Below are 22391 nucleotides of genomic sequence, written 5' to 3' on the forward strand. Positions count from 1 at the left end.
GCGCCCTAGCGCAGCCCCGCCATCGCGTCAGCCACTTTGTCGACCGGCCCCAGATCATCGAGAAATGCGTTGATCGCAATCATTGGTGATTGTTCGCGCTTCGTGTCGGAAGAGAGCAGTATCGCAACGGCCTGCTGAGGGCCGCCGAACAGCTTGCTCTTCACCGTCTCGATCTTCACCACCGAGCCACTGCCGGTGAGCTTGCCACCAATGCGGTAAAAGCTGACAACGTCGCGCACCACCGGTCCCGGTGCGATCAGCTCGACCGCAGACGCGCCCGCGGGCGCAGCTAGAGCGCGGTTGCGCGACCATCCGGTCTCCGGAACAAGCGCGCCCTGTCCATAGCCGACAATCTCGCGTCCCTCTTCCTGACGATCATAAACCGCTACAGAGAGATCGACGTGCATGCCGGTCGAGACGTTACGGTAGCGTCCGAGCAGCTGGTGACTGGCGCCGTCAAAGCGGGGTTGCCAGGGGTAGAGCGGTTGATAATCGACCCTCTCCCAACCCGCCACGTTCGGCAAGCTGATGCTATCCGGCACAACCGAATCCTGCGCTTCCAGTACCGATATCCAGAGCACTGGCGCCAGCACGACAACCCCCATTGCCGCCATCGCCTGCACCGGTTTCATCGGTTTTTGCGCGCGTACCGGGACATTCCGATGGCTGGCCAAGGCATCACCATCAATCATCGAGTCGTCGATCTTGCGATCATAGAAGGGCCAGCCGATCGCCATCAGCAGGATCAGCACGAAAGCAAAAAAGAACCAGCCGTAAAAAATGTGATCGAAGCCGACCGCGAAGTCGAGCGATGTATGATGGGCAATATAGATGGTGCCGAAAGCACGGACTCCATTGGCAAGGATCGGCACGATGAACGCGGCGATCATGAACAGGATACGGCGGCTCCAACTCTGGAAACAGACGTTGCTGACCAGCGCGCCATAAGCGATCATCGCGATCAGGAACTCGATGCCGGAGCAGGCCTCGGCCACTCTGAAATAGCCGGTCGGTGTCGATATGAAAATACCGTCGATAAAGGCCGGGATGTCAGCCCAGCCGAGAATGGCCATCGACAGCTTTGCGGTGACCATCTGCAGGAAGGGCACGAACTCTTCGCCGAAAGGTACAAGGAAAAAACTGAAAGCCATCGGGAATATGAGTCCGCGCGCCACGGTCGGGCCAAGCAGTGTGACAACAGCCCCCTGCAGCATCATCAATAACCCGAGGTGACGGGCAAGAGCGACGCCTGCCGCCTCTCCCATCAACCATCCGAACGCTGCGATGCCGGTCAGGAGCAGGCCCGGCAGCCAGATTTTCGGCCTCAGCTTTGCCAGTTCCTCCCGCCGCTGCTGCACCAGCCAATAGAGAATCGGCACGATCAGCAGGCAATGATTATAGGTCGATATGGTCCACCATGTACGGACCATATCGACGGCATCACGCCAGAAGATGACCAATATGGCCAGGCTGGCAAAGGCCAGAAATCTCAGATGCGTGGACCAGAGCGAAGCGGGCACCACGGGCGCTTTGCGGCTTTCGAAATGATCGGCCAATGCGGTCGTCATGCGGCGACCCCTGCCGTCACCGCAGTGGGCAGGCCACATAGGGCTGGCAGGTCTGCAAGCTGCCTCTTCCATGAATAACGCGCATGAATCAGCTGCTTCGCCCGTTCTCCCAGCTGTCTGGCCTCGCCGGAATTCTGCAACAAGCCGCACACCAGCGATGCTTCTTCATCCACCGACCGTGCGATCAGAAAATGCTCGCCGTCGATCGCGTCAATGCCCTCCGCCGCACAGCCGGATGCCACCACCGGCTTCGCCATCGCCATCGCCTCGAGGACCTTGTTCTGGATACCCCGCGCGATTCTGAGCGGTGCAACCACGACTTCAGCAGCAACAATCCAGCTGCGGATATCATCGACCGCACCGACCACGATTGTACCGTTCTTGCCGTCAAGTTGCCTGACCTTGTCGGCCGGCGCCCGCCCGGCAATGGCAAAGCGCGCCTCCGGAAAGCGAGAGAGAATGGCCGGCATGACCTGCCTACTGAAACTCTGGACCGCCTGCACATTCGGCTGATAGTCCATCTGGCCGGTGAAAAGGATCATCGGGCCGCCATGGCCGAGATCAGCCGGATGCACGTCTGGCGCATCGTAAAATTCCAGATCGATCCCGTTGCCCATCGCTCCCACGCGGTCATCGCCCAGACCCGAACGCTGACGGAAGAGGTGAGCCTCGGCTTCGCTGACAAACAGAGCATGGTCAGCGCGTCCGGCAATCTCTTTCTCGAACCCGCTCAGCAATCGCCCTTCCCGACGGTTGATCCAGGCCATCGGGCCCGTACCTTCTTCCGCGTAGCTTTCAAATTTCGCGCTGTCGACATCGCCAAAGTCCATCACCACCCGGCCGGCAAAATCGATCGGAATATATTGCGCCATCTGGCCGGAAAATACGAAGATACAGTCAATCGGGCGCGTCCCGATCACCCGCGCGACGAAGGCGCGGATTTCGGCATTGTCAAAACAGGTCAGTGAAACCGGCTTGCCGGACAATATCGCCTCCACCCCACCAAGCCATTGCGGCTTGGTTCGCAAGACAATCTTGCTGGATGCCAGTTCCGACTTGCGCTCCCAGCCGGCCTGCTTTTCCCCCTCGTCTTCGGCAAAGCAGGCGACATGAACCGGCGCGCGATCCATCAACTTCTGCAGGAAATGGTGTGACCGGATCTTGTCGCCGCGGTTCGGCGGCCACGGGACCCGATGAGCAAGAAACAATATCTCGCCCATCAGCCCAGGCCCCTGGCGATAAGAGGCCCGACCCGGTTGGCAAACCACAGAGGCAACCGCTGCCACAGCGCGACCTGCATCCGGTATTTGGGACTCATTGGGTTGACATCGCGAGCTTCCACACCATCGGCGGTGCGCGTTGCATAAGAGAGCGGGCGCGGTTCAAACCCCCAGTTTTTCTTGAACGAAAAGGCGCCGGTGCCATATTTTGAGCGACCGAAGTCGAACGATGTACATCCCCGTTCGCGGGCATGGTTCATCAGTTCATAATACATGATCTCATTGGCCCGGACCCGCCGCGCATCCCATGTCCCGCCGCCCCAGTAGGGCATCACTGTTCCGCGATGATAAAGGCTAAGGACACTGGCCACCGGAGCCCCGTCGCAGAGCACTGTCAGAATATCGGCATCCGTGCCGAAGGCGTCGAGTACGGCATCGAACAGCGCCTGCGGAAATACCGGTGTACCGAGATTGCGAACGCTTTCGGCATAGACGGCATAATGGTCGTCCCGGTCCTGCCGCGTTGTCCCTGTGCGCACGGTCAGGTCGTTCTTCAGCCCCTTGCGGATCTCGGCACGCTGTTTCCGGGGGATGGCAAGCAACTGGCTTTCCGCATCATCAGCCAGTTCCGTTACAAAGCCGGCATAGACATCTTCTTTACACTGCCACGGTCCGTCCGGCACAGGGCCGCCGCGCAGCTCGACGCTGGGGAAACTGCCGCGCCTGGCAAGCCGCCACGCTTCCTCGGCGAGCAGCTGGACTGCCTGATCATTGTCCGCGAGAATACCGCCGCCAACCGCGAAACCGGACGACGTCAGGGCCCGGCCGAACAGCGCCGAATGAATTAGATTGAGCGGCAGGATACCCCGCAGCTGCCCGCCGCTGTCTTCGGCGAGCAGATAGCGCCACTCATGACCGCAAGACTTGCTGACCGCCTGCAACCATGCCGGTCGGTGAAAGGGTGTGCCTTCCGGGGCCGCGTGCACAAAGGCGTCGATCCGGGCCAGTTCATTGGCGTCGTCCCGTTCCAAAATCCGGATTGACAAGGATGCTGGTTTGAAGGCCATGTTCATCCCATCCGCTCCGCTTCCAGTGCCGCCAGCTCGTCGATCCTGCCCCAGCTAAAATCCCGTCCGGCCCGCAGCAGCTTGGCGCGCATTGAGCCCAGATTGGTATAATGACGGAATTTCGATCGTAGCGGGGCGTCGGCAACGCGGGGCTGATCGGGATCGATTTCCCACGGATGGAAGTAGAAAATCGCTCCATGCCCGTCATCGCGCTGCATCTTCCTGATCGACCGCTCATATAATGCATAAGGCAAGAGCCGGAAAAACCCGCCTCCGCCAGCAGCGAAGCGACGGCTGCCGACCGCAACCGTGGTCACCGGCAATTCCATCAGATCGGACTGATCGACCGGCTTCCAGGCAAAGCGGGGCGATTCCGACCAGCCATAATGATCGTGGGAAATGGGTGCGACGCTGGAAGAATAGATATAGCCTTCTTCGGCCAGTATCTCGTGCGCCCAGGGTGTCCGCTGGTCGATCGAGAAACTGGGAGCTCGATAGCCGATGACCTGCTGGCCCGAACTGTCTTCGAGAATCTTGCGACTGCGGTCCAGATCGGCCCGGAACTGTTCCGGTGAAAGGTTGAACACACGCGCATGATCATAGCCGTGACTGGCGATTTCGTGACCGGCATCGGCAATCGTCTGCATCAGCGCGGGATAGCGCTCTGCGACCCAGCCAAGAATGAAAAAAGTGGCCTTGATGCTGGCTTCGTCGAACAGCGCCAGCACCGCATGGCTGTTGCGTTCTACGCGGTGCTCCAGCTGATCCCAGTCGGCGCGATCAATGACCGTCTCGAAGGCTCCCACCTGAAACCAGTCCTCGATATCCACCGACATGGCATTGAGCAAAGCATCCGCTTCTCTCGCCTTGGCGAACGATTCAGGCCGCACGTCCCGCATTGACATAGCTTTCCTTGCTCCGGACATCGTTCTCGACCCATTCTACCAGCAACGTCAAGACGCGGTGCAGATTAGCTTCCTGATCATTCATCCGCGCTTCCATCAGCGACAGCTGTTTCGCCAGTGCATCGAGGCGCTGGATCATCGCTTTGTCCGCAACCTCTGAATCCGCAACCTCTGAAACAGCCGGAGCCGCAGTTGGTGCTGCCGATTTCGGTTCCGGTGCCGCCTGGACTTCTGCGGTTTTCGGCGGCGCGGTCGGCGATGCTTCGGGAGCCCTGAAATTGACCACTTCGTGCTCCTGTGCCGGTGCAGGTGCAGGTGCAGCGGCAGGTACGGGAGCGGGAGCAGATTGCGGAGCCGGATTTTTGGCCACCGCATCAGCGCTCGCGTCCTGGGCCTTCCGGGGTTTTTCCCACAACGGATTTTTCGGCGCGGCTGGTGCCGTTGGTGGCGCGGCAATTTCCACATCTTCACCTTTCAGGTCGGCAAGAACCCGCTCGACCATCGGCTGGTCGATCATCTCCGCATGCTCGATTGATCCCATCAACAGGATACGACTCATCAATGCGTTTATTTTGCGCGGTACACCATTGGTCTCGGAGTAAAGCAGGCGGAATACGCTCGATGTAATCTTCGGCCGTCCCGACCAGCCGCATTTGGACAGCCGGTGCGTGACATAAGGTTCGATCTCTTCGGCATCCATCGGTTCGAGATGATGGTGCGCGATCACCCGCTGGCGCAATTGCTCCAGCTGGTTGGAATTCTGCAGCATATCGCGGAATTCTGGCTGGCCGAGCAGGAATATCTGCAGCAAAGCCTGGCCACCCAGCTGAAAATTGGACAGCATCCGGAGTTCCTCCAGCGCGCCGGCAGGAAGGTTTTGCGATTCATCGACGATCAGCAAGCACCGGCGCCCGGCACGCGCTTCGGCGTGCAGAAACTCTTCAAACGCACTCAGCAACTGGGCCTTGTCCATATGATCGGTGTTGATATCGAAATGATTGGCAGCAACCCGTACGATATCCTCGCTGTCCAGCTTGGTCGTGACAATATTGGCCGCGGTCAGACGCGCCTTGTCGATCGTCGCCATCAGATGGCTGACCAAAGTTGTCTTGCCCGCACCGACATCGCCAGTGATGACGATAAAGCCCTCGCCCTGCGCAAGGCCGTAGCCCAGATAGGACAATGCCTTGCGGTGTGTCAGGCTTTCAAAATAGAAATGCGGATCGGGGGTCAGCTGAAAAGGCCGGCCGTTCAATCCATAGAATGTGTCATACATGCGCGTGTCTCCGGTCAACGGCGGTGATGAATTGGTTAAAAATCATATCTGAGTCCCAGAAGAGCGGAAGCGGTAAGCTCGCTGTCGAACCCGTCTTGCTGATAGCTGTCGAGACCGACTGCCGCTGTGCCCTGCAGGCGGGGCAATATCTGGCGATAATAAGCCGCATTGGCTCCCACGCCCAGAACATTGGGCGCATTGGCGAAGCCGCTGTCGAGCAGATTGGCGTAAACATTGGCATCGAAGCTGGAATAGCGGTCGAGGTCGCGACCGATGGTCAGGTTGGCATAATAATTCTGGTCAACCAGACCGTCTATGGCCGAGACCGAGCCCAGCTGCGAGGCAAAATAGCGACGGCGCGCATAGCCGACTCCGAGGCCGGTATTCCATCCGCCGTGATTGTAGGTAAGCTGCCCGTTGATACCTCGCGCGCGGAACGAAGAAGACGCAGCGGATTGCAGCACATCATTGAAGCACAGGCTGCTCGTCTGGCCGAAGGCACAGCCGTTCAGTTCACCACTGAGCGGGTTGCGGGTGCTGGTAAAGCTGGTGCCCAGGCTCGACAGGTTGTCGTTGAGCAGATTGCCGAATCCCGAAACCGTGTCATAGACCGAGATATTCAGCGCTGTATTCTGGTTGGGCTGATAGGCAAAATTGCCGTAATAGGTTTCGCTGCCATAGCGCTGACCGACCCGTGCCTCGAGCGAGGTGCGCCGGCTTGGCCGCCACAGCACACCGACGTCCCAATATATCCCGTCCTGATCATAGGACAGCAATCGCGGCGAGCTTGTATCGGTGACAAGGCGTCCGTCATCGCCGATGATCGGAACACCGTCGGTATCCCGCACAGCATCCCGTTCCGAAATTTCGATATCTTCATAGCCAATGCCACCGACCGCAGCCAGGGTTTGCGAAACCGGCACGGTCACGTCTGCGCGGACCTGCTTTCCTTCAAACCGCTGATCCAGCTGGCTGCCATCCTCGCGTTGCCAACCGGCACCGACGCTCCAGCCAAAGGGCAGATCGCCCGGCTGCATAGCTACGCTGGCATTGGCGGAATGGCTGACACTATCGTCGAATATATCGACCGGGACCTGTCCGGCGGGCAGGACCCCGGCCGTTTCATCCTCTACCTTTGTATAACCGATACGGTAGCCGGCATTCACATCCAGAGCACCTGCCCGGGTCGAGAGGGACGGACCGGCATATACGGAATATACCTGCGTCACATTGTCGATATCGCCCACCGTATTGCTCGGTGCTTCGCCGCGCAGATCGACGCGGCTCCGGGCCGCAAAAGCACCGGCTTCCAGTGCCAGCAGATTCGGAACGACCTGCACGCTGCCACGGGCAAGACCGGTTATGATATCCTCATCACCCAAATTGTCCTCGTAGAAAAACCGGCGTTCGTAACGGACATTCACCTGGGCCTCGGCCCCGCGTGTCTGCAGCGACGTGTCGACACCGGCAGCAACCGACGTATAGGTCAGCACATCGCTGCCGTCTTTCAGGTCGGCGACCAGGATCTGCTGAATTTCGATATAGGGCGCCACATCGGCCTCGCGTTCGCGCGCTTCGACGGCGGGAACAGCCAATCCCGTCAACGGCAGGATGGCGGCTCCACATCTCAGGAAACTTCCGGTTTTATACGCGGTCATGGGTTACTCTCCATATCCATAATAGGATCCGAACCGCCGGCCTGTTGGCGAGAATTTCGTGCCGTTCAGCAGCAGCTGGATATGATCGCAGCCACCCAGCAAACTCAGCGCATCGCGCAGCGCGGTCTCGGTTGTGTCATCGGCTTTGACCACCATCAGCACCTGGCCGACATGCATTGCCAGAACCGAGGCCGGCGAAGCCGACAGGGCTGGTGGTGAATCAAAGATCACGATGCGGTTGGGATTGTTCTGGGTCAGGCGGTTGAGCACCTGCTCGGTTCGTGACGAGGCCAGATATTCGGTATCGGCGTTGGTCTGATCGCCAGCCGGCAAGATCGCCAGTCCAGGAATATCTGTATGGATGATACAATTTTCCACCGGCAGTTGCGGGTCGGCAAGCGCATCCATCAGGCCCTTGCTACCCTCCAGCCCAAGACTGGACAGAATACTCGGCTTGGCGAAATCCGCGTCGACCAGCAGGACTTCATTATCCTTCTCCGCGGCGATCGAAAGTGCCAGATTCAAAGCGCAGAATGTCTTGCCTTCATCCGGATGGGCCGAGCAGATCAATATCCGTTCACCCCGCGGTACCGGCGCCATTTTCTGGCTGCCTTTTGCGGCGAGCAGCAATTGGCGCTTGATGATGCGGAACTCTTCCGAAATCCCGGTCACCGGACCGTCGGGCACTATGAAACCAGCGTCTTTCAGCTTCTCCCGATCAACGATCACGGTCGGGCCATCATAGGCCTCGACCGGTCCGTGCCGGACCGGCGTCACTTGCCGCGCCGATGAGTCGATATCCGATCGTTGCGACGGGTTCTCCCGCTGCTCTCCGGTGCGGACAGCCGGGATGTAGTCATAGATTTCGCCTGCTCTTTCGAGCAACGAACCGGATTTCTTGGGAGGACTATATTTGTTCATTTCTGTTCTCTCAGGCCACCATGCCGCGCTGGATAAATTCAACGACCATCAGCATTCCGAACACGCCAAAAAGCGCGCCGCTTGTACCGAAAAAGAGGCGCAGCTTTTTCTTCTGAATTTCACGCTGCGCGCTGGTTACGATCTGGCTTACAGAGCCGATTACCGGCAAGCCGCTGGCTTTTTCCAGCCGCGCTGCGGTCGGATAGCTGGTCTGCACATGGCCCATGGCGAAAGCCGTGCCGACACCACCGCCAATTCCCGCGATCAGCACCATCGCCAGAAGCAGCGGCCGGTTTGGCGCAGCGGGCGAACGCGGGCTGGACGGCGGATCAATGACGCGGAATTTCAGCGAATCGGTTTCGGATTCTACTTGGCCGCGCAACTTGATCTGCTCCCGGTCGGCGAGCAGCTTGTCATATTGCTCCTTCAGGACCTCGTGGTCGCGATTGATCCGCGACATTTCCGCAGCAACGCCCGGTTCGAGCGTCTGTTTCGATGCTAGCTGGGTCATATCCGACTGCAGCGCATTTTTGCGTGCCTGCAATGCGGCCAGGCTGGCCTGGCGTTCCGCCCGCATGCTCTGCAAAGAACTATAGGCGGGATTGGGTGTCCGATAGCCACCGCCGCCAGCTGACTCTTTGCCGGCCTGAACACGCAGCGCCGCGATTTCCTTTTTCATCGAAATGATGTCGGGATGGCTGTCGGTCCAACCGCGTGCGCGGGCACCGGCAAGATTGGCTTCCAGCTGCGCAAGCTGGCCACGGGCTCCGCCACCGCCAACGCCCGGCGTCGCAATCGACGGCGGCGTACCGGCAAGCTGCCCGTTCAGCGCCGCCAGCGATCCGGATGCCTGGCTGATCTGCGATTCGATCTGCGCGAGTTCGGCCCGGGCCGCTTCCATCCTCTGGCTTATCGAGCCGACACCAGGCAGCAAGCCCAGGTTTTCGGTCTCGAACTGGACCCGCTTCTGCTCGACTTCCTGAAGCTCCTTTTCTCTCTGCGCGAGCTGCGCGTCGAGAAACTTGATCGTCTGGCTGGTTTCATCACGATCGCCCGACAGATTCTCCTCGACAAAAATATCGATCATCTTCTGGACGATGTCGCGGGCCAGCACGGCATTTTCGGCATCGGAAAAATTGCTGGCAGACGATTTCGCTGTAATCTCGAAGAGATTGTCCTTTTCCGACTTGATCTCGATATTCTCGCGCAGCATCTCGACCTTGCTGGCCAGTTCACGGTCTGTCGCCACCGACTGGTTCAGTGCGGTTCCGCGAACGACCTTTTCGAGATTGATAGTGGAGGCCAGCGTTTCCTGAACCCGTTCCATGTTTTTCTTGCGCTCGCGCTCGTCCACCCCGACCTTGTCGGATAGAATCGACTGCATTTCGACGGAAATGCGCGCCTGCGATTCGTAGCTGTTGGGAATGAGCGCAACGACAAGCCATCCCAGCAGACAGAGACCCCAGGCAACAGCCAGTGCCAGCCAGCGCCGGTTCCAGACGCTGTACAACGCTATTTTAAATTCATCATAAAGGCCGTTCATGGGTCTATTCAATTCCTGTGATGGGAAGCCAAAAACAAATCAGAACATACTTTCGGGGATGATGATCACGTCCCCGGGACGCAGCATGACATTGGCGCGGGTTTCGCCCTTCTTCATCAGATCGTCTATGCGGAGAGCAAATTCCTGCTGCTTGCCGGTACCCCGGTCGAAACGGATCAGCCGGGCCCGGTTGCCGGATGCAAATTCCGACATGCCCCCCACCGCGATCATCGCATCGAGCAGGGTCATATTGGCACGATAGGGGATCGAAGCCGGCTTTTCCGTCGCACCGACCACACGGATCTGCTGGGAAAACGTGCCGGAGAAATTATTGACGATGACGGAAACCAGCGGTTCATTGATATATTGCGACAATTGCAACGTCAGGTCTTGCGCCAGCATGGCGGGCGTCTTGCCGACAGCGGGCATGTCGGTGATCAGCGGTGTGGTGATCCGGCCATCGGGACGAACCTGGACCTTGGCCCCCAGTTCGGGATTGCGCCAGACAAAGATGGTCAGCTCGTCGAGCGGCCCGATAACATATTCCTCGCCCGGGCCTTCCTGCATCGAAACAAAGGAAGCCGGCGGCAGTTGCGGTCCGCCGGAATTGCCGGAACAGCCGGCAACGGCCAGTGACGCCATGCCGGCCCCGACCATCAGCTTTGCTAAATGATTGTTTTTAATCGCAGAACGCATTTTAACCACCTCGTATAAACCAACTGGCGAATGGCCGGTTTTCAGCAGAAAACGGACAAATCACGCAAAGTCACGAGATGGCTATGCTGGAAAATAGTGAATATAGCGTTAGGATTAGCTGAATTTCCGATTAACGAATGCCGCACTCCGACAGCAGCCCAATTTCCGGAAAAACTAGTCGAGCAAAAGCTCCGCCGCAGGCCCCTGACCCAGAAAATTGGCTGGGCTTGCAGATGCTCCGTAGGCGCCTGCGCAGAATATCGCGACGATGTCACCGACGCCCGCCCTTGGCATTGCAGCATTGTCGCTCAACCGGTCGAGCGGCGTGCACAGACAGCCGACGATCGAAACCGTCTCCTCCGGCTCCTCTTCAAACCTGCTGGCAATCGCAGCCGGATAGTTGCGCCTTACCACGGTCCCGAAATTGCCGCTGGCAGCAAGCTGGTGATGCAAACCGCCATCGGTGACCAGAAAGGTCTGCCCCTGGCTCTGCTTGCGATCGACAATCCGCGTCAGATAGACGCCCGCCTCGCCGACCAGATAGCGGCCCAGTTCAATCGCGAACTGCGTCGATGATAGAATGTCCGGCAGCCGCGCGAGCTGGTCCGACAGGGCATCACCCACCTTGATGATATCCAGCGGATCATCCCCCGGAAAATAGGGAATGCCGAAACCGCCGCCGAGATTGACATGGGCCGGTGACTGACCGATTTCGGTCGCCAGACGGGCCGCCAGCGCCACCGTTTGCGCCTGTGTCTCGATTATCGCATCCGCGCTAAGCGCTTGCGAACCGGCAAAAATATGAAAGCCGCGCCAGTCGGCACCGGCTTCCACGATTTGCTTCACGGTTGGTGCCACCAGCTCGATATCCATCCCGAACGGCTTGGCACCACCGCCCATTTTCATACCCGACCCCTTCAGGTCGAAATCCGGATTGACCCGGATCGCCAACCGCGGCTGTTTTGCAAAAGCCTTGCCGATTTTCAGCGCCCTATCGCATTCGCCGGCCGATTCAATATTGATCGTTACTCCAGCCTGGATCGCCTGCTCCAGTTCCTCGTCCCGCTTGCCTGGTCCGGCAAAGCTGACATGGTCGGGAGCCGCTCCGGCAGCCAGCGCCATCCGCAATTCGCCGCCGGATGCAATATCGATTCCGTCGGCCAGACCGATCATATGGCGAAGCAGCGGCGCATAGGGATTGGCCTTCATCGCATAATGCAGATCAAGACCATCCGGCATTGCTACGCGCAGTTCGGCCATTCGATCGTCGAGTCTGCTTTTCGCATAGACGAACAGTGGCGAGCCATGTTCTGCAACCAGTGCGCTGGCTTTCTGGCCGCCAAGGGCAAGCTCGCCGTCAATAGCCTGAAATCCGGTCGGGATCGGACCTGTCGCTTTCGTTTTGATCATTCGATATCCATGCTGGCCAGCGCGTTGCGGTCCAGCTTTCCGTTAGGGTTCTTGGGAAATTCAGAAAGCAGGATAATATCCCGGGGGTGCATAAAATTCGGTAAATTCTGTTTCAGATATTTTGCCAGCTGCTCGGCGTCAGCTGAATTGTCCCCGGCATGATCAACCGGCCGGGCGAAAAGCCGGATTGCATGACCCAGCCGGTCGTCGGCAACGCCCAGAGCGACGGCTTCGGCCACGATTCCCGATTCGACCGCGATCTCCTCGATTTCCGTCGGACTGATCCGGTTGCCGGAGCTTTTGATCATCGCGTCATCCCGGCCGACAAAATATAGCAGCCCGTCATCGCCGCGCTTTACCGTATCACCTGAAAATACGGCCGTTCCGCCAAATCGCGAAGCCGCGGGCGCCTTTTTGAACCGCTGCGCCGTCCGGTCCGGATCATTCCAATAGCCCTGCGCCACCAGCGGTCCGCAATGGACCAGTTCACCGGCCTGGTCCGGACCGGCGACATCACCGGCCGCGTCAACCACCAGGATCTCGGCAAAAGGAATCGCGGTCCCCATGCTGGTCGGATTGTCATCGACAAGGGCGGGATCAAGATAGGTCGAACGGAACGCCTCGGTCAGGCCGTACATCGCGTAAATATCGGTCGCGGAACCGAATATGCCCCGCAGCTGCTTGACCAGCGTCGGGGTCAGCGCGCCACCGCTGTTGGTGAGCCGGCGCATCGAGGCCACCGCTTCTTCGGGCCATTGCTGTTCCACCAATTGCACCCATAGCGGCGGGACGGCGGCAAGCGTCGTAATCTGTTCGCGAACGCATGCCTTCATGACGTGACGCGGCGTCAGATAGTCCAGCGGTACCGCGCAACCACCTGCCCACCAGGTCGAGAGCAACTGATTCTGGCCATAGTCAAAGCTGAGCGGCAAAACGCAAATCGTGCGGTCATCGGCAGACAGATCCAGATATTCGGCGACACTGACCGCGCCCAGCGTCAGATTGGCGTGGCTGAGCATCACTCCCTTCGGCCGCCCTGTCGAGCCGCTGGTGTAAAGGATCGCGGCCAGATCACCGGTATCGGTAGATTCGGCACTTGGCTCCATGGGTTCAGCGATGGATTCCAGCGCGCTCTCGACGATTTTGTCCTCGAACAGACGACAATGTGTCTCGTCAAGGCCTTCCAGGCCTTTGAGACGTCCTGCGTTGCTGATCAGCAGCTTGGCTCCGCTATCTGCGACGATGTGCGAAACCTGCGCCTGCTTGAGCAGCGGATTAACCGGAACATGCACCAGCCCTGCCCTCGCCGCCGCGAGCGGCATCAGACAGGCCAGTTCGGTCTTCGCCAGCCAGGTTGCGACTCTGTCCCCCTTGATCAGGTCCTGTTCCTGCAGCCATGCCGCCAGCAAGCCGATACGATGATTTAACATCTTGTAGCTAAGAGACCCTGAACGCGTCACCAGCGCGCAGCCATCCGGATCCTTGCCTATCGTCAGATGGTCAAGCGGAAATGCGGCGTTTTCGGATGTGATGTTCAATTTTTGACCTATGGGAAAAAGAGCAGATTTGTGACAGATACGACCTTAGCCATGACCAGTGAATATCATAGCAATTTCCAGTCCGTGCAAGCCATTGCCGGAGAAAAACTGGGGCGATCGGTCCAGAAGTCGCTGTTCGACCGGATCGAATGGCTGAAACCGCTTCACGAACTGTGCCTGCCAGACAAGTCCCCGCTGATCGTCCATAGCCAGGAAGGCGATGCGGAAGCATGGATGTTCCTGATGAAAACCGGATTTCGACGCCATGCCGCCCTCGCCAACTGGTATAATTTCACCTTCCGCCCGATTTATCTTGGTGAATATGACGAAGTAACCAAATTGGCTCTGCTCGCCAAATTGGCAAAGCAGCTGAAATCTAGCTCGCATCGTATTGAAATAACGCCAGTTCCTGACGAGGATTCTGCTGCCAGCCTGACCGAACGCGCCTTCCGGCAGGCCGGCTGGATTGTTTTCCGGTCAAAGGCTGACGACAATCATATTTTGAACGTCAAGGGCCGTACGTTCGACCAATATTGGGCGGGCCGTCCCGGGCAGCTCCGCAACACGGTAAGGCGCAAGGCGAAGAAAAATCTGGTGTCGGTCCGTATCGAAACAGAATTTTCCGACGAGGACTGGGACGATTATGTCTCCGTCTACGAACGCAGCTGGAAACCCGAGGAAGGCAATCCGGATTTTCTGCGAAACCTGGCCCGACACGAAGCGGCGGCCGGCTGCATGCGCCTCGGTCTCGCCTATATCGACGGAGAACCGGTTGCCGCCCAGTTCTGGACCGTGGAAAATGGCGAGGCGCTGATCCACAAGCTGGCGCATATCGAGGATGCAACCAAGACTTCACCGGGAACCTTGCTCTCGGTCGCCATGTTCCAGCATGCGATTGATATCGACCATGTCGATCTGATCGACTTCGGCACCGGCAACGACGGCTACAAGCGCGAATGGATGGAAGATGTCCGGGACCGCTATCGGCTGGAATTTTACTGGCCCAACAATCCGATGTCCTGGCTAGCAATTTTGAGGCACTATGCCTCGGGCCTTGCCGGAAAGCGCTGACCGCTTTAGGGAAGCGCCGTTATCCGAGATTCGGGGGAATTGATGCAAGACAAGGTCGAAGTTACGCCGGAAGCTGCCGTGCGTGCAGTGATGCAGGATATTTTGGGTCTGAGCGAGGAGCAGGTTGCCGAATTTACCGCGGAAACCGAGCTTTTCGGTGCCCTTCCCGAGCTCGACAGCATGGCCGTTGCCGGATTGCTGACAGAACTGGAAGACCGTCTGGACATCATGATCGACGATGACGAGGTCGATGGCGAACTGTTCGAGACTTTTGGCAATCTGGTCGCCTTCGCCGAGATGAAAGTCACCGAGTGACCCCCCTTCCCGCATTCGTCTCCTACGAATTTGCGGATCGCAAAGAATTATGTCTGGCACTCGATGCCCCGTCCGGCCGCAACGTCATGCTGGTCCCGCCGCTGTTTGACGAGATGAACCGCATGCGCAAGATGCTGGTCGATGTCATGCGTGCGCTGCAAACCTTTGATATAAAAAGCTTTTTTCCCGACCTTCCGGGCTGCAACGAAAGCCCGGTTCCGCTGGCGCAGGTCACGCTGACCGACTGGCAGCACGCCGTTCAGGCCTGCGCGCAGCAGCACCGGATATCCCATATTGCCTCGTTCCGTGCAGGCGCGCTGACGGTTGCGGCAATGCCAGATGCCGGGCACTGGATGCTCAGCCCGGTAAAAGGCGCGGCCATACTGCGCACCATGATGCGCACTAGGATCGCTGCCGACCGGGAGACCGGCCTGAATACAAGCCTCTCCGGGCTGGCCGAACAGGCCAAAGCGGAGCCGATCGAACTTGCTGGCAACATCATCGGGCCGGCGCTGTTCTCGCAATTGAATGACGCGAAACCTCCGACACCGAAGCATCAGCGAATCGCCCGCCTTGCTTCAGATAACAAACCGGCCGACGTCCAGATCGACGGTTCCGCCCTTTGGCTGCGCGCCGAACCCGGCGATGATCCGGCCATGTCTTGCGCCATTGCGAAGGATATCGCAGCGTGGGTGGGACAATGACGCGCGGTTTCCACCAGATAAGCTGTGAAGGCGATACGCTCGCGGCGACACTGGATTCCGGCTCCGGTCCCACCGCCCTGCTCATCGTCAGCGGCGGCAATGAAATCCGGTCGGGCGCCCATAATGGGATGGCCCGACTGGCGCAGCTACTCTCGCAACAGGGATTTCCCGTGCTCCGCTATGACCGGCGGGGCATTGGTGAAAGCAGTGGCGAGAATAAAACGTTTCTGGACAGCGCCGCAGATATCAAGGCAGCCGTCGCGTTTCTGCGACAGGAACTGCCACAGCTGCAGTCGGTCATCGCCTTCGGCAATTGCGATGCGGCGACGGCACTGGCCCTATTTGGTCCTACAGCCGGTATCGATGGCTATATACTGGCCAATCCCTGGGTGATCGAGATGGACGAGGAGGCAGCAGGCGAAGAACCGACCATGTCGGCGGCGGCCATCCGGTCCCGTTACTGGGACCGGATCAAAAACCCGCGCACCATCATCGATCTGCTTTCCGGGAAAATCGATTTCGCGAAGTTGCTAAAAGGTCTTAGGCGCGCCTCGCAGACGGAGCAGAACAGCCGGCTGTCCTTGCGGGTACGTGATGCTCTTTGCGGGATGGACAAGGATGCGCATATCTTGCTGGCAAAGCGCGACACCACGGCCCGTGCTTTTCTCTCTGCCTGGAACAGCTCCGATTTTGCACAGGCACGAGACTCAGCCATAATCCGGGTCGAAACGCTCGACAGCGCTTCCCACAGTTTTGCCGATGAAACGGCCAGCGAATGGCTCACAGAAAAATTGCTGGAAGCGTTGCGCGCCGCCTGACTATTCGGCTGCGATCTGCTCGAATTCCTGTTCCGCCAGAAAACGCTCGGCATCGAGCGCGGCCATACAGCCGGTACCAGCGGCAGTCACCGCCTGACGATAGACATGGTCCATGACGTCGCCGCAGGCAAACAGACCCGGGATTTTGGTCTTGGGCGTGCCTGGCTCAACCTCGATATAGCCGCCATCGATCAGGTCGAGATGGCCCTTGAAAATCTCTGTTGCCGGCGCGTGGCCGATCGCGACAAATGCACCATCCAGTGCGAGATGGCTTTTCGCGCCGGTCTGCGTGTCAACCAGATCAAGGCCGACCAGCCCGACCGGCTCACCACCGCCGACAAAACGTTCGACATTGGTGTTCCACAGCACGGAAATCTTGGGATTGGCAAACAGCCGTTCCTGCAGGATCTTTTCTGCCCGCAGACTGTCGCGGCGGTGGATCAGCGTCACATCGTCGCTATGGTTGGTCATATAGAGGGCTTCCTCCACCGCGGTGTTGCCGCCGCCAATGACCGCCACCTTCTTGCCGCGATAGAAAAAGCCGTCGCAGGTTGCACAGGCCGAAACGCCCTTGCCCGACAATTCCTCTTCCCCGGGAAGGCCCAGCCATTTGGCTTGAGCGCCGGTCGCGATCACCAGGGTATCACCCTCGTAAACGTCGCCGCCATCGCCCGTCATCCGGAAAGGTCGCCGGGAGAAATCGACATCGACGATTGTGTCGAAGATGAACCGGGTGCCGACTTTTTCAGCCTGCGCCTGCATCTCGTCCATCAGCCATGGCCCCTGGATCACATCGCGAAACCCGGGATAATTTTCTACATCCGTGGTGATGGTGAGCTGGCCGCCCGGCTGCAGCCCCTGAACCACAATCGGCTCCAGTCCGGCACGCGCGCCATAGATGGCGGCTGACAATCCGGCGGGTCCCGAACCCAGAATGAGCATTTTCGTTTTATGCGTTTCGGCCATTTTCCGTTCCTGACGATGATGATTCTGTTACCTGCAAATAGGGATGCCGGACGCCGGTAGGCAAGGCCTATCACCGGCAAAAGCGGCGAAGAATAATTATCGCCGGTGATAGCGGCCATTGACAGCGCGCGAGCCGGCTGAATATCGCAATGACAGGCGGGTTCCGCCAGCATTGACGGGCCGGATATCTCCAATACTAGATCAGCCGGTGGTCAGGCCGTGATTGCATATTTGGATTCCCCGGCGGCGCGGCACATCTGTTTGGATATGCGTGTCTCTTCGCCATCGATAATCGCAACATCGGTGATCGTCAGGCATTTGCGACCGTTTGGCTCGGTATTGAGGGCTGTCACCGTGGACGATCCGGAGACCCCGCCCCTGGTCGGGCTCTCCCACTTGGCTACCGCTCCCACTTCCTCCTGTTCAACCACGGCGAAAGTGGCTTCCGCCGCCTTTTCCTGTTCATCCTGACTCAATTTGCAGGCAATCTCGCCAACAAGCACCGCGCCGACCGCACCGGCAATCAGCGTTCCGACATCGTCGAGTCCGGCCACGGAGCCGACCACGCTACCGAAAATGCCGCCAAGCAGACCGCCGCGCCCTCTGGATTTCTTGCAGCTTTTATTGTCCGCAGATTTTTCCCTGGCCTTCTTCTTCGGCTTGTCGGTCTTGGCAAGGCTCTCTGCCACATAGGTATAGCCGTAATTTTCCGGCACCGGATAACCGCCGCAGCCGGTGTTGTAGCAATAGCGGTCGCTCAGATAATTGCGGTCCGCCTGATACAGCTGTTCGGCCGCCCGGTAGATCGCCATATTGGCACCATCGGGGTCGGAATTTGCATGTTCCTGCATTATTTCCTGGTAGAAACGATCCCGGCTGGCGGCGGAATATTCCATCCGCCCCGCCACTTTCTCGTTATATATCCGGGAAAGCTCATCCTGATACTGGTTCATCCGCTCGCGATATTCGGTCAGCACGCCGCTGTAATAATTGTCCAGCGCCGTCGTGCATGCATTGATATTCTTCGCCTTGTCGTGCGGATCCGCCAGATGCAGATGATCTTCGCGGCAGTCCGGATAATCCTGCTGCAACAATTGCGGGACCGGCGGCAGTTCCGGCAATGGTGGTTCCACCTGCGCGGGGGGCACATAGGCCTTGTCGTCCAGGGCCGGTGCCTGCCGATCGTCCGGGGTACCGTCGCCTCCGGGCTGCGCCTGCGAATCCGGAGAATCGACCGCAAACTGCCGGCTGCCATGGATGGCGACAGAGAGACCGGCCGGCCGGACCGACGACATAGCCCGCTGCTTTTGCCCGTCTCCGGTTTCAACATTGCACCCCAGACAGGCGGTGCTGCTGTTCATGGCAATAGCAACCTCGGCTACAACCGGATCAGGGGACAGGCCCAATGCTCCGGTTGCGAATGCCCCCGTGACTCCGACGGCCATCACCGAAAGTGCTGCTTGAACCTTGCTCAAATATTCCTCCTGTTTCATCCCCCCGAGACGAACCGGGACCCCATGCCCTAAACGAAATGTCCGGCCAAATCCAATTGCGTTAAATTTTCCACAACCACGCCCGTTTTACGGGCAGACACAATGACACTGAGAAACCGGCAATAGAAAGACTCTAAGCGCGCTATGTCCCGGCCAATCAACGGCGCGGGCTTCTGCCGCACAATAGCATGTTTGCTGATTGGGTGACCGTGATAGATCATGCGTCTTTGTTGGTAGCGGAGGGACCATGATTTCTCATTAGAATCAATGCTTTAGATGTAACTCTACTATCTGTGCCACGAGAACTGTGCCAGAATCACTGCCGGTTGGCACAGTTTGGCACACTCAAAATCCTACAAAATCGAACTTTTAATTGAAGACTATCGCGAATGCAGTGCCAGTCATGTTGTATCTGTGCCAGAAAGGATAATGAGAAGTAGAAGACATAACGGAATGAACCGAGGATTGCGCGCATGAACGACAAACTGCAGTTCGACGATCCCTACTATGACCGTCTGAGGAATTACCTGAACACTCTGAGAGAAGAGACCGATAGAGGCAGCACCCTTATAGTCGCCGCTCTACTCGAAGAGATGTTGGAAGAGGTGTTGAGAGGTTTTCTTATCGAGACACCTGCCACCGACAGCCTATTCAAGGCCCCCTATGCACCACTTTCAACTCTCTCTGCCAAAGCCGCGGCTTCCCGCTCCCTTGGTTTGATTGATGCCAACGAGTTTCGAGATATTGAACTTATCAGGAAAATCAGGAATAAGTTTGCGCACAATCTAAAGTGCTCATTCGACGAACCACAGCTGCGGGATCGAGCTAATGCGTTGCAGGTTGGGATGGGAATCTTGGACGCCCTAGAAGCAGGGCATGTGTCGAAAGTGACTGACCCAAGGCAGCGATTCATGATGGTAGCCACATCCCTAGTTTCGGCTTTGTACAATCGACGGCATCACGTCGTGAAGAGCAAAGCCCAAAATGTGTCTTGGCCCGACTAATCTGCGGTGACCTATACCTACCCGTATCGAATATCCAGTACTACACAAGCGTGCCAAAACTGACCGATATTTGTGCCAAAAGCGAGCAAAAACCCATAAGAATCTTGGCACACTTTGCCAAACAACCACCTAAAACTGCGTTTTTTACAACTGGTAATGGTAGCGGAGGAGGGACTCGAACCCCCGACACATGGATTATGATTCCACTGCTCTAACCACCTGAGCTACTCCGCCAACAGGTTAAGCCGGTTCACAATATTCCGGCAAAACTCTCTCTGGACGGCGGCGCTATAGTCATAGCCTTCGGTCTGGTCAACAAGCGGAAGTAAGAAATACGCTAAAACTTGCACGGCCAATACGATCCGCGCTAACAGCGCTTTTCCAAGCCGATATGTGGTACCAAGGGGCAGATATGAACGCATTTTATGACATATTGATTGTTGGCGCGGGCCATGCGGGCGCGCAAGCAGCCATCGCTTTGCGCCAGAAAAAATTTGAAGGATCGATCGGTCTGGTCGGCAACGAGAAATACCCGCCCTATGAGCGGCCACCGCTGTCCAAGGAATATCTCGCCGGAGACAAGCCGTTCGAACGGATTTTGCTACGCCCGGAAAGCTTCTGGTTGGAGCGCGATATTGATTTGCTTACCGGCCGGCGGGTGTCGAAACTCGATCCGGTTGGCAAGAAAGTAACCCTGGCCTCCGATGACGAGATCGGCTTCGGCAAGCTGATCTGGGCCACCGGCGGCTCTCCGCGGATGCTCGATTGTCCGGGCAGCCAGGCGCGTAACATTCACGCCGTGCGCTCACGCGCCGATGTCGACAAGATCATGGCCGCCCTGCCCGGCGTCAAGAAAGTCGTGGTTATCGGCGGCGGCTATATCGGACTGGAAGCGGCCGCTGTGCTGACCAAATTGGGCAAGCAGATCACCGTTGTCGAATCGCTCGACCGGGTGCTGTCTCGCGTGGCAGGTGAAACGCTGTCCCGTTTTTTCGAGGCCGAGCATCGTCGACAGGGTGTGACCATAGAACTGGGCGCCACGGTTTCCGGTTTTGAGACCGGCGAGGATGGCATCGCAACCGCGGTCATCCTCACCGACGGTCGCAAGCTCGACGCCGATATGTTCGTCGTCGGCATCGGTATCATCCCCGAAACCGGCCCGCTCGTGGCCGCTGGCGCCGCAACCGGCAATGGCGTGGACGTCGACCAGCATTGCCGCACCAGTCTGGAAGATGTCTATGCGATCGGCGATTGTGCCGCACACAGCAATGCCTTTGCCGACGGCGCGATGATCCGGCTTGAATCGGTCCAGAACGCCAATGACCAGGCCAAAGTGGCGGCCCTCGATATTCTTGGCGAGGAAACCGAATATGACGCCGTGCCGTGGTTCTGGTCGAACCAATATGATCTGAAATTGCAGACCGTCGGCCTTTCGACCGGCCACGACAGCTATGTCGTCCGCGGCGATCCCGATTCGCGCAGCTTTTCGGTAATTTATTATCGCGACGGCAAGGTCGTCGCACTGGATTGCGTCAACGCGACCAAGGATTATGTGCAGGGCCGCAAAGCGGTGGTCGAGGGACTGAACCTCGACAAGAACGAGCTGGCCAATACGGAGATTCCGATCAAGGAAGTTGGCGTCTACTAGCCTCTGAACGGCCATGTCCGGATGGTCTGCCATGGACCGTCGAGATAATAATGCAGCCCGATCCCGTGAATGTCAAAGGGACGCGGTTCGAATCCGGCCGACAATATGTCGAACAGGTGCCCGGCTTCCCGGGCGCTGACCTTGTTCTGGACGGTGATATGCAGCCGGGGTGTTTGCTGGTCCTGCGCGATCAGCAGGCCGGCAAAGCGATCGGCGAGCTCCATCCGGAGCGCCAGAAGCTCCGGTGCATGCAGCCTGTATGCCACGCCGTTTCCGAGATGGATCAAGCCGGATAAATGCGCTTCCGGTTTGGGCAGGGTGCCAGCGAGCCCGGCAATGGCGGCCTTTACTTCATCCAGCGCCTGGGGCGGCAGATGGTGGAACAGGGTGATATGCGCGTCGACCACATTGCGTTCAGGCGGAAAATAGCGCTGGCGCAGGCCGTTGGCCCAGGCGAAATCTGCCTTGCCCATCTGCGCCGTCATGATGATGGGTTTGTTCAGGCGCTCCATGCGCCCCCTATCGCACAATAAAAAACCGCGAGCAATTTCTTGCTCGCGGTTCCCTGCC

Annotated in this window: 20 protein-coding genes and 1 tRNA gene; 6 read left to right on the forward strand and 15 right to left on the reverse strand. The window is 58.3% G+C overall.

The window, feature by feature from the left end; translation table 11 throughout:
* Positions 1-5 precede the first annotated feature (5 nt).
* From xrtA to ACHZCJ_RS04145, 11 genes are all read right to left on the reverse strand, one after another.
* Entirely contained in the window at positions 6-1568 is a 1563-nt protein-coding gene (gene xrtA, locus ACHZCJ_RS04095; RefSeq protein WP_321324108.1) for an exosortase A, read from the reverse strand.
* Positions 1565-2791, reverse strand: coding sequence for a TIGR03087 family PEP-CTERM/XrtA system glycosyltransferase (locus ACHZCJ_RS04100; RefSeq protein WP_394700055.1), 1227 nt, complete (start codon positions 2789-2791; stop codon positions 1565-1567). Before ACHZCJ_RS04100 ends, xrtA begins: the two co-directional genes overlap by 4 nt.
* A complete protein-coding gene (locus tag ACHZCJ_RS04105; protein ID WP_321324112.1) occupies positions 2788-3861 on the reverse strand; it encodes a FemAB family XrtA/PEP-CTERM system-associated protein in 1074 nt (357 codons plus the stop codon). Before ACHZCJ_RS04105 ends, ACHZCJ_RS04100 begins: the two co-directional genes overlap by 4 nt.
* Positions 3858-4754, reverse strand: coding sequence for an XrtA system polysaccharide deacetylase (locus ACHZCJ_RS04110; RefSeq protein ID WP_394700056.1), 897 nt, complete (start codon positions 4752-4754; stop codon positions 3858-3860). The genes ACHZCJ_RS04105 and ACHZCJ_RS04110 overlap by 4 nt, the downstream gene beginning before the upstream one ends.
* Positions 4735-6036 carry an XrtA/PEP-CTERM system-associated ATPase gene (locus tag ACHZCJ_RS04115; RefSeq protein ID WP_321324116.1) on the reverse strand — a complete coding sequence of 434 codons (1302 nt, stop codon included), beginning with the start codon at positions 6034-6036 and terminating at the stop codon, positions 4735-4737. Before ACHZCJ_RS04115 ends, ACHZCJ_RS04110 begins: the two co-directional genes overlap by 20 nt.
* 35 nt (positions 6037-6071) lie before the next feature.
* Positions 6072-7694, reverse strand: a complete 1623-nt coding sequence (locus tag ACHZCJ_RS04120) for a hypothetical protein (RefSeq protein ID WP_321324118.1) — start codon at positions 7692-7694, stop codon at positions 6072-6074.
* Positions 7695-7697: 3 nt separating this feature from the next.
* A complete protein-coding gene (locus ACHZCJ_RS04125; protein ID WP_321324120.1) occupies positions 7698-8615 on the reverse strand; it encodes an AAA family ATPase in 918 nt (305 codons plus the stop codon).
* Positions 8616-8625: 10 nt separating this feature from the next.
* On the reverse strand, positions 8626-10158 hold the full coding sequence (locus tag ACHZCJ_RS04130) for an XrtA system polysaccharide chain length determinant (protein ID WP_321324122.1): 1533 nt from the start codon (positions 10156-10158) through the stop codon (positions 8626-8628).
* Between the two features lie 39 nt (positions 10159-10197).
* Positions 10198-10815 carry an XrtA/PEP-CTERM system exopolysaccharide export protein gene (locus ACHZCJ_RS04135; protein WP_394700057.1) on the reverse strand — a complete coding sequence of 206 codons (618 nt, stop codon included), beginning with the start codon at positions 10813-10815 and terminating at the stop codon, positions 10198-10200.
* Positions 10816-11028: 213 nt separating this feature from the next.
* Positions 11029-12264, reverse strand: a complete 1236-nt coding sequence (locus ACHZCJ_RS04140) for a pyridoxal-dependent decarboxylase, exosortase A system-associated (protein WP_321324124.1) — start codon at positions 12262-12264, stop codon at positions 11029-11031.
* Complete coding sequence (locus ACHZCJ_RS04145) at positions 12261-13802, reverse strand: acyl-CoA ligase (AMP-forming), exosortase A system-associated (protein WP_321324126.1); 1542 nt, start codon at positions 13800-13802, stop codon at positions 12261-12263. Before ACHZCJ_RS04145 ends, ACHZCJ_RS04140 begins: the two co-directional genes overlap by 4 nt.
* Before the next feature lie 30 nt (positions 13803-13832).
* Here ACHZCJ_RS04145 and ACHZCJ_RS04150 point away from each other — a divergent pair, with 30 nt between their 5' ends.
* The 4 genes from ACHZCJ_RS04150 to ACHZCJ_RS04165 are packed head-to-tail and all read left to right on the forward strand — an operon-like array spanning position 13833 to position 16710.
* Positions 13833-14873, forward strand: coding sequence for a GNAT family N-acetyltransferase (locus tag ACHZCJ_RS04150; protein ID WP_321324128.1), 1041 nt, complete (start codon positions 13833-13835; stop codon positions 14871-14873).
* Positions 14874-14915: 42 nt separating this feature from the next.
* Positions 14916-15188, forward strand: a complete 273-nt coding sequence (locus tag ACHZCJ_RS04155; RefSeq protein WP_321324131.1) for an acyl carrier protein — start codon at positions 14916-14918, stop codon at positions 15186-15188.
* A complete protein-coding gene (locus ACHZCJ_RS04160; protein WP_321324133.1) occupies positions 15185-15892 on the forward strand; it encodes a hypothetical protein in 708 nt (235 codons plus the stop codon). The genes ACHZCJ_RS04155 and ACHZCJ_RS04160 overlap by 4 nt, the downstream gene beginning before the upstream one ends.
* A complete protein-coding gene (locus ACHZCJ_RS04165) occupies positions 15877-16710 on the forward strand; it encodes a hydrolase 1, exosortase A system-associated (protein WP_321324135.1) in 834 nt (277 codons plus the stop codon). Before ACHZCJ_RS04160 ends, ACHZCJ_RS04165 begins: the two co-directional genes overlap by 16 nt.
* Here ACHZCJ_RS04165 and trxB read toward each other — a convergent pair whose 3' ends face one another.
* The gene (gene trxB / locus ACHZCJ_RS04170; protein WP_159642153.1) at positions 16711-17676 is read right to left on the reverse strand and encodes a thioredoxin-disulfide reductase; all 966 of its coding nucleotides are present in this window, start codon (positions 17674-17676) and stop codon (positions 16711-16713) included.
* Between the two features lie 212 nt (positions 17677-17888).
* Entirely contained in the window at positions 17889-19151 is a 1263-nt protein-coding gene (locus ACHZCJ_RS04175; RefSeq protein ID WP_321324137.1) for a hypothetical protein, read from the reverse strand.
* A 491-nt stretch (positions 19152-19642) separates the two neighbouring features.
* Between ACHZCJ_RS04175 and ACHZCJ_RS04180 the strand changes: the two genes are divergently transcribed.
* Complete coding sequence (locus ACHZCJ_RS04180; RefSeq protein WP_321324139.1) at positions 19643-20173, forward strand: hypothetical protein; 531 nt, start codon at positions 19643-19645, stop codon at positions 20171-20173.
* A gap of 157 nt (positions 20174-20330) precedes the next feature.
* Here ACHZCJ_RS04180 and ACHZCJ_RS04185 read toward each other — a convergent pair.
* Positions 20331-20407, reverse strand: a tRNA-Met gene (locus ACHZCJ_RS04185).
* 178 nt (positions 20408-20585) lie between these two features.
* On the opposite strand from ACHZCJ_RS04185, the gene ACHZCJ_RS04190 reads away from it, so the two are divergent.
* On the forward strand, positions 20586-21821 hold the full coding sequence (locus tag ACHZCJ_RS04190; RefSeq protein WP_321324141.1) for an FAD-dependent oxidoreductase: 1236 nt from the start codon (positions 20586-20588) through the stop codon (positions 21819-21821).
* Here the strand turns inward: ACHZCJ_RS04190 and ACHZCJ_RS04195 are convergent.
* Positions 21818-22333, reverse strand: a complete 516-nt coding sequence (locus ACHZCJ_RS04195; protein WP_321324143.1) for a 2'-5' RNA ligase family protein — start codon at positions 22331-22333, stop codon at positions 21818-21820. The genes ACHZCJ_RS04190 and ACHZCJ_RS04195 overlap by 4 nt on opposite strands.
* Positions 22334-22391: the final 58 nt, after the last annotated feature.

The organism is uncultured Parasphingorhabdus sp. (assembly GCF_963677535.2).
Lineage (GTDB): Bacteria > Pseudomonadota > Alphaproteobacteria > Sphingomonadales > Sphingomonadaceae > Parasphingorhabdus.

Excerpts from the sequence above, each read along its gene's own strand:
- xrtA (WP_321324108.1), bottom strand. The coding sequence starts at position 1,568 with ATGACGACCGCATTGGCCGATCATTTCGAAAGCCGCAAAGCGCCCGTG.
- ACHZCJ_RS04105 (WP_321324112.1), bottom strand. The coding sequence starts at position 3,861 with ATGAACATGGCCTTCAAACCAGCATCCTTGTCAATCCGGATTTTGGAA.
- ACHZCJ_RS04110 (WP_394700056.1), bottom strand. The coding sequence starts at position 4,754 with ATGCGGGACGTGCGGCCTGAATCGTTCGCCAAGGCGAGAGAAGCGGAT.
- ACHZCJ_RS04115 (WP_321324116.1), bottom strand. The coding sequence starts at position 6,036 with ATGTATGACACATTCTATGGATTGAACGGCCGGCCTTTTCAGCTGACC.
- ACHZCJ_RS04120 (WP_321324118.1), bottom strand. The coding sequence starts at position 7,694 with ATGACCGCGTATAAAACCGGAAGTTTCCTGAGATGTGGAGCCGCCATC.
- ACHZCJ_RS04125 (WP_321324120.1), bottom strand. The coding sequence starts at position 8,615 with ATGAACAAATATAGTCCTCCCAAGAAATCCGGTTCGTTGCTCGAAAGA.
- ACHZCJ_RS04130 (WP_321324122.1), bottom strand. The coding sequence starts at position 10,158 with ATGAACGGCCTTTATGATGAATTTAAAATAGCGTTGTACAGCGTCTGG.
- ACHZCJ_RS04135 (WP_394700057.1), bottom strand. The coding sequence starts at position 10,815 with ATGGTCGGGGCCGGCATGGCGTCACTGGCCGTTGCCGGCTGTTCCGGC.
- ACHZCJ_RS04140 (WP_321324124.1), bottom strand. The coding sequence starts at position 12,264 with ATGATCAAAACGAAAGCGACAGGTCCGATCCCGACCGGATTTCAGGCT.
- ACHZCJ_RS04155 (WP_321324131.1), top strand. The coding sequence starts at position 14,916 with ATGCAAGACAAGGTCGAAGTTACGCCGGAAGCTGCCGTGCGTGCAGTG.
- trxB (WP_159642153.1), bottom strand. The coding sequence starts at position 17,676 with ATGGCCGAAACGCATAAAACGAAAATGCTCATTCTGGGTTCGGGACCC.
- ACHZCJ_RS04180 (WP_321324139.1), top strand. The coding sequence starts at position 19,643 with ATGAACGACAAACTGCAGTTCGACGATCCCTACTATGACCGTCTGAGG.
- ACHZCJ_RS04190 (WP_321324141.1), top strand. The coding sequence starts at position 20,586 with ATGAACGCATTTTATGACATATTGATTGTTGGCGCGGGCCATGCGGGC.
- ACHZCJ_RS04195 (WP_321324143.1), bottom strand. The coding sequence starts at position 22,333 with ATGGAGCGCCTGAACAAACCCATCATCATGACGGCGCAGATGGGCAAG.